This window comes from Hymenobacter lutimineralis (genome assembly GCF_008271285.1).
Lineage (GTDB): Bacteria > Bacteroidota > Bacteroidia > Cytophagales > Hymenobacteraceae > Hymenobacter > Hymenobacter lutimineralis.
This window is the reverse complement of the sequence record NZ_VTHL01000002.1, coordinates 257,124-269,330: the sequence shown is the minus strand read 5'-3', so window position 1 is coordinate 269,330 and position 12,207 is coordinate 257,124. Positions and strand designations below refer to the sequence as shown.

11 protein-coding genes are annotated in these 12,207 nt (G+C 60.6%); 5 read left to right on the top strand and 6 right to left on the bottom strand.

What is annotated here, in order from left to right:
* Positions 1–4 precede the first annotated feature (4 nt).
* Positions 5–781: a DUF475 domain-containing protein gene (locus FY528_RS03400; protein WP_149069583.1), complete on the bottom strand. Its 777-nt coding sequence runs from the start codon at positions 779–781 to the stop codon at positions 5–7.
* Between the two features lie 161 nt (positions 782–942).
* On the opposite strand from FY528_RS03400, the gene kbl reads away from it, so the two are divergent.
* Positions 943–2,190: a glycine C-acetyltransferase gene (gene kbl / locus FY528_RS03395; RefSeq protein ID WP_149069582.1), complete on the top strand. Its 1,248-nt coding sequence runs from the start codon at positions 943–945 to the stop codon at positions 2,188–2,190.
* A gap of 220 nt (positions 2,191–2,410) precedes the next feature.
* Here kbl and FY528_RS03390 read toward each other — a convergent pair whose 3' ends face one another.
* Positions 2,411–2,863 carry a DoxX family protein gene (locus FY528_RS03390; protein WP_149069581.1) on the bottom strand — a complete coding sequence of 151 codons (453 nt, stop codon included), beginning with the start codon at positions 2,861–2,863 and terminating at the stop codon, positions 2,411–2,413.
* 168 nt (positions 2,864–3,031) lie between these two features.
* Positions 3,032–5,917 (bottom strand): DNA polymerase I, encoded by a 2,886-nt coding sequence (polA, locus tag FY528_RS03385; protein WP_149069580.1) that lies wholly within the window; start codon positions 5,915–5,917, stop codon positions 3,032–3,034.
* A 143-nt stretch (positions 5,918–6,060) separates the two neighbouring features.
* Here polA and FY528_RS03380 point away from each other — a divergent pair, with 143 nt between their 5' ends.
* Together FY528_RS03380 and FY528_RS03375 are read left to right on the top strand one after the other, a co-directional pair.
* Positions 6,061–6,699, top strand: coding sequence for a DUF1684 domain-containing protein (locus FY528_RS03380; protein ID WP_149069579.1), 639 nt, complete (start codon positions 6,061–6,063; stop codon positions 6,697–6,699).
* Positions 6,700–6,727: 28 nt separating this feature from the next.
* On the top strand, positions 6,728–7,324 hold the full coding sequence (locus FY528_RS03375) for a 3'-5' exonuclease family protein (protein ID WP_187631986.1): 597 nt from the start codon (positions 6,728–6,730) through the stop codon (positions 7,322–7,324).
* A 96-nt stretch (positions 7,325–7,420) separates the two neighbouring features.
* On the opposite strand, the gene FY528_RS03370 is transcribed toward FY528_RS03375, so the two are convergent.
* The 3 genes from FY528_RS03370 to FY528_RS03360 form a co-directional block, all read right to left on the bottom strand.
* Entirely contained in the window at positions 7,421–8,242 is an 822-nt protein-coding gene (locus FY528_RS03370) for a TPM domain-containing protein (RefSeq protein ID WP_149069577.1), read from the bottom strand.
* Complete coding sequence (locus FY528_RS03365; protein ID WP_149069576.1) at positions 8,239–8,691, bottom strand: TPM domain-containing protein; 453 nt, start codon at positions 8,689–8,691, stop codon at positions 8,239–8,241. Before FY528_RS03365 ends, FY528_RS03370 begins: the two co-directional genes overlap by 4 nt.
* 113 nt (positions 8,692–8,804) lie before the next feature.
* Positions 8,805–9,383, bottom strand: a complete 579-nt coding sequence (locus FY528_RS03360; RefSeq protein WP_149069575.1) for a LemA family protein — start codon at positions 9,381–9,383, stop codon at positions 8,805–8,807.
* Positions 9,384–9,605: 222 nt separating this feature from the next.
* Here FY528_RS03360 and FY528_RS03355 point away from each other — a divergent pair, with 222 nt between their 5' ends.
* Complete coding sequence (locus tag FY528_RS03355) at positions 9,606–10,604, top strand: sugar phosphate nucleotidyltransferase (protein ID WP_149069574.1); 999 nt, start codon at positions 9,606–9,608, stop codon at positions 10,602–10,604.
* Between the two features lie 230 nt (positions 10,605–10,834).
* The gene (locus FY528_RS03350) at positions 10,835–12,205 is read left to right on the top strand and encodes a hypothetical protein (protein ID WP_149069573.1); all 1,371 of its coding nucleotides are present in this window, start codon (positions 10,835–10,837) and stop codon (positions 12,203–12,205) included.
* The last annotated feature ends 2 nt before the right edge of the window (positions 12,206–12,207 follow it).

Below are 12,207 nucleotides of genomic sequence, written 5' to 3'. Positions count from 1 at the left end.
CCGGTTACCGCGGAAAGTGGTTGCGCTTGGGCACGTTGAAAAAGTAGGAGGTGAGCACCGGAATCAGGAAGATGACTACCGTCAGCACCGTCAGGCCCACGTCGGCGGCGTGGCTGCCCAGAAAGCGGCTGAAAGCCGATTCGGGCTGGTAGTGCTCCACCAGGGAGAGCAGCAGCTTCAGCCCCAGAATACCGATAACCAGGAAGGCGGCGGTTTCGAGAAACGGGTACTTGGCCATGAGTAGCACGAAGGCCTGGGCCACCAGCCGCATGGCCAGTATCCCGATAAACACGCCCAGGCAAATCAGAATCAGGTTGTCGGTAAAGGCCACCACGGCAAACACGTTGTCGATGGAAAAGGCCAGGTCCATCAGCTCGATAAGGGCCACCGTGGCCCAGAACTGCCCAAACAAACCCAGCGTGTGCCGGTACACCCAGCTTTTCTCTTTGTCGGGGCCCTGGTCGTCGTCGGAGCTGCCGTGGTTTCTGGGCTTGAACTGGGCGTAGGCCAGGTACAGCAGGTAGAGGCCGCCGAGGGGCTTGAGAAACCAGAACTCAATCAGAAACGAGGCAAACACAATGCACAGCCCCCGGAACACGTAGGCCCCAATGATGCCATAGCGCAGGGCTTTCTGGCGCTGTTCCTTGGGCAAGTCGCCCACCATGGTCGCCAGCACAGCGGCGTTATCCACGCTCAGCAGGCTTTCAATGATGATGAGGTTGCCTACAATAGCCAGCGCCGCCAGCGGGTTGTCCAGAATTTGTTGGATATGTACGTTCATGCAGGATGCGGTAGAGCCGGACGAGTGATACGGACGAGCCGGGGGAAAGGCTGACGGGCCAGCCAACTGCAAACCTACACCACGCCGGCGCAATGCCGTACCAAAAGCCTACGTACTTTCGCATAACCGCCCACTCATTCACCCATTCGCTTGTTCACCTTATGTACACCACCCTCCAACCCGACCTCCAGCAGCAGCTCCAGGAAATCAAAGACGCGGGCCTCTACAAGAAGGAACGCGTGATAACCTCGCCTCAGGGCGCGGAAATTGAAACCCAGGAAGCCGGCGAAGTGCTGAACTTCTGCGCCAACAACTACCTGGGCTTGTCCTCCCACCCCGAGGTAATCAAAGCGGCCAAAGAAGCCATTGACACCCACGGCTACGGCCTGTCGTCGGTGCGCTTTATCTGCGGCACCCAGGATATTCACAAAGAGCTGGAAAAAAAGCTGGCCGAGTTCCTGGGCACCGAGGACACCATCCTTTACGCCGCCGCCTTCGACGCCAACGGCGGGGTGTTCGAGCCTCTGTTCAACGAGCAGGACGCCATCATCTCCGACGCGCTGAACCACGCCTCCATCATCGACGGGGTGCGCCTGTGCAAGGCCCAGCGCTACCGCTACAACCACAACGACATGCAGGACCTGGAGCTGCAGCTGCAGGACGCCGTAGCCAAAGGCACGCGCCACCGCATCATCGTGACGGATGGCTCCTTCTCCATGGACGGCACCATTGCCCAGCTCGACAAAATCTGTGACTTGGCCGACAAGTACCAGGCCCTGGTGATGATAGATGAGTGCCACTCCATGGGCTTCCTGGGCAAAACCGGCCGCGGCACCCACGAGTACCGCAACGCCATGGGCCGCGTCGACATCATCACGGGTACGCTGGGCAAGGCCCTGGGCGGGGCTATGGGCGGCTTCACCTCGGGCCGCAAGGAAATCATCGACATGCTGCGCCAGCGTAGCCGCCCGTACCTATTCAGCAACACCCTCGCGCCGGCTATTGTGGGCGCCTCCCTGCGGGTGCTGGAACTGCTCACCGAAAGCACGGCCCTGCGCGACCAGCTGGAGCAAAACACCAAGTACTTCCGGGAGAAAATGACGGAAGCCGGCTTCGACATCAAGCCCGGCGAGCATCCCATCGTGCCCGTTATGCTCTACGATGCCAAGTTGGCCCAGGAGTTTGCCGCCAAAATGCTCGAAAAAGGCATTTACGTCGTGGGCTTCTACTTCCCCGTAGTGCCGAAGGGGCAGGCCCGCATCCGGGTGCAGCTGTCGGCGGCGCATACCCGCGCCCATTTGGAAAAGGCTATTGCGGCCTTTATTGCGGTAGGCCGGGAACTGGGCACCCTGAAAGACCGCAGCGCCCAGCAGCCCGAAGCAGGCCAGGTAGTAACCAACACGCCCTAAGCCATCTTGCTATCTAGGCTCTATACAAAAGGCCCCGGTTTGCCCAACAAGTGCGCAAACCGGGGCCTTTTGTATAGCAGTAGGTTATTGGCCCAAAGCTTTTGGGTCTGGTTGTTAGACTATCCAATTCCTTGTGCCCTACGGCGGAAATGGGGCATCGTGAGCTTGCAGCATTGCCTTGCTGCGAAGCTTTTCCGGCCCCACCATGCTGAGAGGTTGGTTATGGCCGCCTTGATGATGTCGGCCGTGTTGCCTTGGCTCGGGATGATGAGGATAGTGCCCCCGTCGACCACAGCGCCCAGCCCATGAGCACCGGCTGCAGAAATAAGCGCCCCAGCCGCTTTTCATCCGTATCGAGGCCAAAGGCGGAGAGATGATGCGTATACTGGTGGATGTTGCCGGGGAAGACGGCCGCGTAGAAAGCTGCCAAGCCCATGCCCATCAATTGCCGGTTGCGGCCTTTGGCCAGCAGCAACGCCAGCCCCAGCCCGATTTCCACCACCCCCGAAGCCAGTACCGTGGTATCCTTGCTCAGCGGCACAAAGTCGGGTACCTGGGCCTGAAACTCCCGGCGCTGAAACGTGAGGTGGCCAGTACCGGCGGCCACCATAAAGGTGCCCATCAGAGCGCGGGCTACGTTTTGCAGGGTAGTGGTGCGGGGGTGAGAAGCCATGCGGGCATGTTATAGGGTGAGCGGTACGGATGGGCTATACGGGCTGCAGGGCGCGAAGATGCCTTGGGGTTTTGCCTGCCTACTCCGGCCGGCCCACTAGGCCAGTCGCCTGCCAACGTCGTCGCGCGGGCTGTGCTACCCGCGCGACGACGTTGGCAGGCGACTGGCCTAGTGGGCCTGTAGCCAGTTGCGGCCGGTGCCTACTTCTACCTCCAGGGGCACGCCGTGGGGGAGCAGCAAGGCGTTGGACATCAGTTCTTTGATCTTGGGGGTAATGAATTCTACTTCCTCCTGCACCGCGTCGAACACCAGTTCATCGTGGACCTGCAGGATCATCTTGGTGCCGAGCTTTTCCTGAATCAGCCACTCGTGGATGTTGATCATGGCCATCTTAATGATGTCGGCGGCCGTACCTTGGATGGGGGCGTTGATGGCGTTGCGCTCGGTGTAGCCGCGCAGGGTGGCGTTGCGCGAGTTGATGTCACGCAGGTAGCGGCGGCGGCCCAGCAGGGTAGTGGCATATTCCAGCTCCCGCGCCTTGTTGATGCTGTCGTCCATGAACTGCTTTACCGACGAAAACTCCTGGAAGTAGGTGTCGATAATCTCGGTGGCTTCCTTGCGCGAAATACCGATGCGCTGGGCCAAGCCGAAAGCCGAAATGCCGTAGATGATGCCAAAGTTGACGGTTTTGGCCTTGCGGCGCATCTCCCCGTCCACTTCCGTCAGGGGCACGTGGAACACCTTGCTGGCCGTGCTGGTATGAATGTCGAGGCCCTGGCGGAAGGCTTCAATCATGGTTTTGTCGCCCGAGAAGTCGGCCATGATGCGTAGCTCCACCTGCGAGTAGTCGGCGGCCAGCAGCACGTGGTTCTCGTCGCGGGGCACGAAGGCTTTCCGGATTTCGCGGCCTTTTTCGGTACGAATGGGAATGTTTTGCAGGTTGGGGTTGGTGCTGCTGAGGCGGCCCGTGGCCGTTACGGCCTGGTTGAAGGACGTGTGCACGCGGCCATCTACTTCGCACACCAGCTGGGGTAGGGCCTCCACGTAGGTGCTGCGCAGCTTGGTGAGCTGGCGGTGTTCCAGAATCAGTCCGGCAATGGGCGCATCGGCCGCCAATTGGCTCAGGATTTCTTCGCCGGTGGCATACTGCCCGGTTTTCGTTTTCTTGATTTTGCCGCCACCCAGGCCCATCTTATCAAACAGTACTTCGCCCAGCTGCTTGGGGGAGCCGATGTTGAACTCCTGCCCGGCCTCCGAGAAAATCTGCTTCTCAATGTCCACTATGTAGCCCTGCAGCTCGGCTGAGTACTCGCCCATGGCCGAGGAGTCAATCTTCACACCCTCGTACTCAATATCGGCCAGCACCGGCACCAGCGGGTTTTCCACCTGGTTGAGCAAGTCCAACAGCCCCACTTCCTTGAGCATGGGCTCAAACACGTGCTTGAGCTGCAGGGTCACGTCGGCGTCCTCGCAGGCGTAGTCCGACACCAGAGCTGGGGGCAGGTCGGCCATGGTTTTCTGGTTTTTGCCTTTGGGGCCAATAAGCTCCAGAATGCTCACGGGCGTGTAGTGCAGGTAGGTTTCGGCCAGCACGTCCATGTTGTGGCGCATGTCGGGCTCCAGCAGGTAGTGAGCCAGCATGGTATCAAACAGCGGACCGCTCACCTGCACCTTGTAGTGCTTGAGAATGGTGAGGTCGTACTTGATGTTCTGCCCCACTTTGGTGATGTGCGCGGCCTCGAAGAACGGGCAGAACTCATCCACCAGCGCCTGGGCGGCGACGTGGTCGTCGGGCGGCACGGGCACGTAGTAGGCCTCGCCGGGTAGCCAGCAAAACGACAGTCCCACTAGCCGGGCCGTCATGGTGTCGAGGCCGGTGGTTTCGGTATCGAAGCTGACCTCTGTTTGCTGCAACAGGAATTCAAGTAGGGACTTGCGCAGCTCCGGCGTGTCTATCAGGTGGTACTGGTGCGGCACATCCTGCAACGTCAGGCGCGGCCCGGCGGGAGCCCCGAAGGAGCCGGTTTCGCCTTCCTCGGCGGCTATGCCTACCGCTGCGTCGGCGGAAGAGCCAAACAAGCTACCTTGGCCCTCGGCTACTTTGGGCCGCCGGGCCCCGCGCGGGGTAGGAGCGGTGCTGGGGCTGCCCGGGCTGCCCCCGCCCAGCACACGGGCGGCCAGCTGCCGGAATTCCAGCTCCTCAAACAGCTGGCGCAGCTCATTTTCGTCGGGATTGTCCAGCACTAGCTTTTCGGCCTCAAACTCAATGGGTACGTCTAGGTGAATGGTGGCCAGCTCCTTGCTCATCAAACCCTGCTCGGCGAAGTTGCGCACGTTTTCCTGCTGCTTGCCTTTGAGCTCGTGCACGTTGGCAATCAGGTTTTCCACCGAGCCGTACTTCTGAATCAGGGTTTTGGCCGTCTTCTCGCCGATGCCGGGAATGCCGGGAATGTTGTCGGAGGCGTCGCCCTGCAAGCCCAGAATGTCAATTACCTGCTCGGGCCGCTCAATCTCGAAGCGCTGCAGCACGTGCTGCACGTCCAGCACTTCGGCGGCATTGCCCATGAAAGCCGGCCGGTAAATCTTGATGCAGTCGGTAACGAGCTGACAGTAGTCTTTGTCCGGCGTCATCATGAACACCTCCCCGAACCCCTGGGCCTCGGCGCGGCGGGCCAGGGTGCCAATCACGTCATCTGCCTCGAAGCCTTCCACCATCAAGATGGGAATGTGAAAGGCCTTGATAATGCGCTTGATGTAGGGAATGGCCAGCCCAATGTCTTCGGGCATGGCCTGGCGCTGGGCCTTGTATTCGGCAAACTGCTCGTGGCGGAAGGTTTTCTTGGCCGCATCAAAGGCCACCCCAATGTGGGTGGGCTTTTCCTTCTGCAGCACCTCCACCAGCGTATTGGTAAAGCCCAGGATGGCCCCGGTGTTCAGGCCCTTGGAGTTCACGCGCGGGTTTTTGCTGAAGGCAAAGTGGGCGCGGTAGATCAGAGCAAAGGCGTCGAGCAGGAAAAGCTTGTGGGGCTGGGCAGCGGGGGCGTCGGGAGTCATAGGGGCGAAGGTACGGAAGGCAAGGAGGCAGGCCAGCACAACCAGCGGCCTGCCCCCGGGATTACGCAAATTTTAGGCTGACTGATGGAAGAACTCCGGAATTTTGCGCCTGCCCGCAGAGGGTTTATTGTTTCTTTGCGGGTATGCGCGCATTCTTTCTCTGCCTGGTAAGCTTCCTCTGGCTCACGGTTGCGGCCGCACTGGCCCAGACTGCCGACGTTTTACCGCTCACGCCGGCCGAACACGCCCGGCAGGTGGCCGCCTTCCAGCAGGAACTCAACGCCGAGTTCCGCGACTCTACCCGCACGCCGCTGCCGCGCGCTGCCCGGAAGGCTTTTACCGGGCTGTCGTTTTACCGGGTCAACTATGCCGCCTGCGTGCGGGCGCGCTTCGTACCCGATTCGCTGGCGGCCCCGTTTCCCATGCAGACCAGCACCACCCGGCGGCCCTTGTACCGCAAGTATGGGGTGCTGGAATTCATGCTCGGCGGTAAGCCCCGGCAGCTTACCGTATATCAGAGCCTGGATCTGCAACAGAACCCCGAGTATCGTGACTATCTGTTCGTGCCCTTCACCGACCGTACCAACGGCCGCGGCAGCTACGGCGGCGGCCGCTACCTGGACTTGCGCCGGGGCCAGCTCCGCAGCGGACAGGTGCTGCTCGACTTCAACCGGGCTTATAACCCATACTGTGCTTATCAGACCGGCTACTCCTGCCCCGTGCCCCCGCCCGAGAACCGGCTGGGCACGGAAGTAGAGGCCGGCGTGATGAGTGAACATTGACCTTATGCTGGCTAGCTTCTGCCCCCCGATGCGCTACGTCTCCCTCGACCTCGAAACTTCCGGCAGCAACCCCCAGCGCCATCAGATTCTGGAGCTGGCGGCGGTGGTAGAAGACACGAGGCGCCTGCGGCCACTGGAGGAACTGCCCGCTTTCCGGCGGGTGGTGCGCCACCCCGAGTACGTGGGCACTGCCGGAGCCCTGGCCCTGAATGCCCGGCTTATTCAGGAGCTGGCCCGCAAAGAGCCTAACCCCGAGCTGTGCACCCCGGCTGAGCTGCTGCCCCAGCTACGGGAGTTTCTGCTTGCTCAAGGCTTCAAAACCGACAAGCAGGACTGCGTGACGGTGACCATGGCGGGCAAAAACATTGCGGTCTTTGACCTGGGCTTTCTGCGGGAACTGCCGGGCTGGGGCACGTTGGTGCGCGCGGAGCCCGCCATGCTCGACCCGGCTGCTTTTTATCTGAACTGGCACAAAGACACGCGCCTGCCCACCATGACCATCTGCAAGGCCCGCGCAAACTTCGAGAGCCAAGAAGTGGCCCACGAAGCCCTGGCCGATGCCCTGGATGTGGTGCAGCTCCTGCGTCCCTTCTACCAACTGCCGGTTTACAAGCTCACCCAATAAGCATGGTACTCTGCCGCAAACAGTAAGCGCCTGCCGTCGTGCTGACGGCAGGCGCTTACTGTTTTAAGTGTTACAGGACCTTGAGTAGCAGGCAGCTTACCAGTCGCCGGAGGCACCGCCGCCGCCGAAGGAGCCGCCGCCGAAGCCACCAAAGCCGCCCCCGCCACCACCTCCGCCGCCGAAGCCGCCCCCGCCGAAACCACCGCCACCTAGAATGATGGGCGGGATAAAGCCGCCCCCAAAGCCGCGTCGGCGGCTGCCAAAACCACCTCCGCCACCACCTCCGCCGCGCATGCGGAAGATCAGGAAGAGAATAAGCACCGCCAGCACTATCCAGAACGTCCAGCCCGAGCCGCTGCTGTCTTCAAAGTCGCCGGTGGCACGCGGCTCTGCTTTGTACTCACCGCTGGCCAGGGCAATCAGCCGGGTAGTGGCTTCATCCAGGCCTTTGTAGTACTGCCCGGCCCGGAAGTTGGGCACCAGCACGTTGCTGATGACGCGCTTAGCCAGGGCATCCGGAATGGCTCCTTCCAGACCGTACCCGGTCTGAATGGTGACTTTGTGCTCAGCGTTGCTGACGAGAATCAGCAGGCCGTTGTTTTTACCCTTGCGGCCTACTCCCCAGCTTTCCCCGAGGCGCTGGGCATAGTCGGCCACCTCATAGCCATCCAAAGAGGGCACCGTGACTACCGCAATCTGCGAGGAAGTAGAGTCATCGTAGGCAATGAGCTTTTGCTCCAACTGCGCTTCTTCGTCGGGGCTGAGCAGGCCAGCCAAGTCGTTTACGAGGCGGGGTGGGGAGGGCCGCGGCGGCAGGTTCTGCGCCAGGGCCGCGGAGGCCAGCAGCCACAGGGCCACGAGCGGCAGCCACCGCGCCACGCGGGTTAATCGAAAAAACCTAAAGGAGGAAGAGGTCATACACGCGGCGCTGAATCGCCAAACGAAATGGAGTCGTCGAGTTCGTTCTGGTCGGTAGTGGCGTCGTAGGGGAAGTACCGCTGAAGCTGCTCACCCACCAGCTGAATGCCCTTCTCCAGGCCCGTCACAAACTTGTTGGCGCGGAAGTGGTCCAGCACAATTTCCTTGGTGCTTTCCCAGAAGTCGTCGGGCACGGCGGCGTTGATGCCGGCGTCGCCAATAACGGCAAACAGGCGGGAGTCCCAGGCCACATAGAACAGCACCCCATTGCGCTGGGCTGTGTGCTGCATATTGAGCTGAGCAAATACTTGTGCTGCGCGGTCCAGTGGTTCGGGGGTGGGACACTGGTTTTCCAGATGCACGCGAATTTCCCCGGAGGTACGCACCTCCGCCTGCCGGATAGCGGCTATCAGCGAAGCCTCCTGCTGGGGAGTGAGTGGGTTGGTCATGGGTTAGGGTCTTGGGGGCTTGGGGTCTTAGGATCTTGGTTTAACGAGCAACGAACTGTTGTTTTTTACCACGTCAACCCAAGACCCTAAGACCCCAAGACCCTAACAACTAATTAAAACTGTACCGTGGGCGCCTTCTGGGCGCTGGCGTCGGCTTCGAAGTAGGGTTTCTCGGCGAAGCCAAACATGCCGGCGAAGATGTTGTTCGGGAACGACTTGATGTAGCCGTTATAGTCGTTGGTGACGGTGTTGAACTTCTGGCGCTCTACGTTGATGCGATTCTCAGTGCCCTCAATCTGGGCCTGCAGCTCCTGGAAGTTGGCGTTGGCTTTCAGATCAGGGTAGTTTTCCGAAACGGCCAGCAGGCGGCCCAGTCCGGCTGATACCTGGCTCTGGGCTTCCTGGAACTTCTTGATGTTCTCGGGGGTGAGCTGGTCGGAGTTTACTTGTACGCTGGTGGCCTTGGCGCGGGCTTCAATCACCTCCGTCAGGGTAGATTTCTCAAAGTTGGCGGCTCCTTTCACCGTGTTTACCAGATTCGGAATCAGGTCGGAGCGGCGCTGGTAGCTGTTTTGCACGTTGGCCCACTGGGCTTTCACGGCCTGGTCTTTCTGGACCATGGAGTTGTAGCCGCACGACGACTGGCTGAGCATAATTACCAGGCCCGCGAAGTAAAGAAGGAAGCGTTTCATAAAAGTTAAAAAATGGAAGTGAGGGAGAGAAAACAAGGGAAGCTAGCCGGCCGGCGGCGCTGCCAGGGCGGCAGGTACGGTGGGGCTTTGGGGCCCTAACCTATGCAGGAAAAACTATATACACGTGCTGCCAGTACGAATTCGGGCGTCGGCGGTTGTATTAGTAGGGAGCTAAACCAATCGAATCTGTATTTTGCGAATCTATCCCTCCACCGCTTGTTCATGAAAGCAGTCATTCCCGTCGCGGGCATTGGCACCCGCCTGCGCCCGCACACGCACACCCAGCCCAAGTCGTTGGTGCCCATTGCAGGCACTACCATCCTGGGTCACATCATCGACCGGCTCCTGAGCGCGGGTATTGACGACTTCGTCTTCATCATTGGCTACCTGGGCGAAAAGGTGGAGCGCTACGTGCGCCGCCAGTATCCTGAGCTGCAAGCCACCTTCGTGGTGCAGGAGCCGCGCGAGGGTATCGGGCAGGCTCTGTGGCTGGCCCGCGACACGTTTCGCCACGAGGAAGGCGTGCTGATTCTGCTCGGCGACACCATTGTGGACATCGACTTGCCCCAACTGCTGCGCACGCCCGGCACGGTGCTGGCCGTGAAGGAAGTGAAAACACCGACCATGTTTGGGCTGGTGGAAACCGGGGCCGGCGGCCGCGTTACCAAAGTGGTGGAGAAGCCCCGCATTCCGAAGTCGAACTATGCCATGGTGGGCCTCTACAAGATTGCCAACCCTGCCTTACTGGCCGAGGCCCTGGAGCAGATTGTGAACGAGGATCAGCGCACTCACGGCGAGTTTCAGCTCACCGATGCCCTCATGCGCATGATTCAGCAGGGCGAAACCATTACCACTACGCCCGTGGACAACTGGTTTGACTGCGGCCGCAAGGAAACCCTGCTCGAAGCCAACGCCCGCCTGCTCAACCGCCCCGAGTTTCTGGGCCGCCGCGAGTACCCCGAGTTTCCGGATACCATCATCATTCCGCCCGTCAGCATCGGGCGCGACTGTCAGATTTCGCACGCCATCATCGGCCCCAACGTGGCTATCGGCGACCGGACCATCGTCAAGAACACCATTCTCAGCGACGCCATCATCGGCTCCTACTCCGAGCTGCGCTCGGCAGTGCTCCACGACTGCATCGTGGGCTCCGACGCCTCGTTCCGCGGCATGAACCACAGCCTCAACATCGGCGACAACACGGAAATCGACTACAGCTAAAGCTTTTTTATTTGTCATCCTGAGCGAAGCGAAGGACCTTGCCACGCTGGAACGAGTCGTTGTTTCGATAGTCGTTCTACTGTGATAAGGTCCTTCGCTTCGCTCAGGATGACAGTAAAGGGCGGCGAAGATAAAATTTTCTGCTGCGCCTTGCGTTTCGGCACAACCTGCGGGGCGGCTTGTCAGTACGCGGGGTTGCGGCTTCGGCCGCCAACCTGTACTTTGGCCCGATGCGAAAACCCACTTTGCTTACCCTGCTGCCGGCCGTGGCAGCCACCTTGCTGCTCGCGGGCTGCTACTCCCGGGAGGACATGAAATCGGAAGGCGGCGCGGCCTCTACGCCCGCCGAAGTGCCGCCCACGGAGGTGTCCGGGGCCGTAGCGCCTAAAAATACCGCCGTGCCCAGCGAAGCTAGCAATGCGCCACTCGCGCAGGTGAACGTGTTTCTGGAAGTGTCGGGGTCGATGGAAGGGTTTATGCCCAAGCCCGGCGGTGGAGCCGAAAACACGCGGTTTCAGCAGCACGTGGCCCAGTTTCTGTCGGATGTAAACCGCAGTACGGCCGTCCAGCAGAAGCAGTTCTTCCGCATCAAAGAAAAGCCTTACCGCGACTCGTACCAGCAGCTCTCGGGCACGGTGCGCGGGGGCATTCAGGAGCCGGCCAAGAGCACGGATATTCCCTCGGTGCTCGATACGCTGGTGAGCCGCTACTACCAGCCCGGCACCGTGAGCGTGCTGATTTCGGACTTTATCTACTCCCCGAAAAACGCCGGCGCCATTCCCTACATCAAAACCGATATTACCGACGCCCTCAACCGCGCCGGCCGCTCCGACCTGGCCGTGTCGGTCTACGGCTTCACTTCTGACTTCAAAGGGGCCTTCTATCCAGCCCTGAAAACCGCCGGGGCCAAGCGCGCCAACTGCTGCGACACCGATATTCCGTACTACTTCTGGGTGCTGGGCCCCGCCGATGCCGTGCGCCGCTTCGATGCCGCTTTGCTCAGCAAACAAGCCGCCGAACAGGCCCACTTCGGCGTCACGTATCCGGTGCCGGCCTCGTCCTTGCTGAGCAAATTTCAGAACCAGGGCAGCTGGTACTACGGGGATGAGGGCGCCAGCAAGCGGGCCGCCGGGGCTACTTATCATACTCTTTCGGTAAGCGAGGTTTCGGCCGCGCAGCCGGTGGAGTTTGTGCTCGGGCTGGACCTCAAAAGCCTGCCGGCGCTGTATCAGGATGTGGCCTACCTCAAGCAAAATCTCCAGCTCATCGGCCAGGATACCGACGCCAAAATCGCCCAGGTGTTTGCGGCCACCGACCAGACCCGCGCCAGCAGCGGCCCCGAATCCGGCTACACCCATTTCGTGAAGGTGCGCCTCACGCGCCTGGGCAAAGCAGCCCGGCCCCTGCAAGTAGTACTAAATGACCGGCGCCCGGCTTGGATAACGGAGTGGACCACCAAGAACGACAGCAACCCCAATCAGAGTGGGGTCAAGACATTTGCCCTCAGCTCGTTGGTAGATGGGGTGCAGGCCGTAACGACCAGTGAGCAGGATGCCCGGCCCATCTTCCACATCGACCTGACCTTGCAGCCGGCCCGGTAATT

Bases quoted from the DNA above. Each gene is read 5' to 3' on its own strand.
- FY528_RS03400 (WP_149069583.1), bottom strand. From the start codon at position 781: ATGAACGTACATATCCAACAAATTCTGGACAACCCGCTGGCGGCGCTG.
- kbl (WP_149069582.1), top strand. From the start codon at position 943: ATGTACACCACCCTCCAACCCGACCTCCAGCAGCAGCTCCAGGAAATC.
- FY528_RS03390 (WP_149069581.1), bottom strand. From the start codon at position 2,863: ATGGCTTCTCACCCCCGCACCACTACCCTGCAAAACGTAGCCCGCGCT.
- polA (WP_149069580.1), bottom strand. From the start codon at position 5,917: ATGACTCCCGACGCCCCCGCTGCCCAGCCCCACAAGCTTTTCCTGCTC.
- FY528_RS03380 (WP_149069579.1), top strand. From the start codon at position 6,061: ATGCGCGCATTCTTTCTCTGCCTGGTAAGCTTCCTCTGGCTCACGGTT.
- FY528_RS03375 (WP_187631986.1), top strand. From the start codon at position 6,728: ATGCGCTACGTCTCCCTCGACCTCGAAACTTCCGGCAGCAACCCCCAG.
- FY528_RS03370 (WP_149069577.1), bottom strand. From the start codon at position 8,242: ATGACCTCTTCCTCCTTTAGGTTTTTTCGATTAACCCGCGTGGCGCGG.
- FY528_RS03365 (WP_149069576.1), bottom strand. From the start codon at position 8,691: ATGACCAACCCACTCACTCCCCAGCAGGAGGCTTCGCTGATAGCCGCT.
- FY528_RS03360 (WP_149069575.1), bottom strand. From the start codon at position 9,383: ATGAAACGCTTCCTTCTTTACTTCGCGGGCCTGGTAATTATGCTCAGC.
- FY528_RS03355 (WP_149069574.1), top strand. From the start codon at position 9,606: ATGAAAGCAGTCATTCCCGTCGCGGGCATTGGCACCCGCCTGCGCCCG.
- FY528_RS03350 (WP_149069573.1), top strand. From the start codon at position 10,835: ATGCGAAAACCCACTTTGCTTACCCTGCTGCCGGCCGTGGCAGCCACC.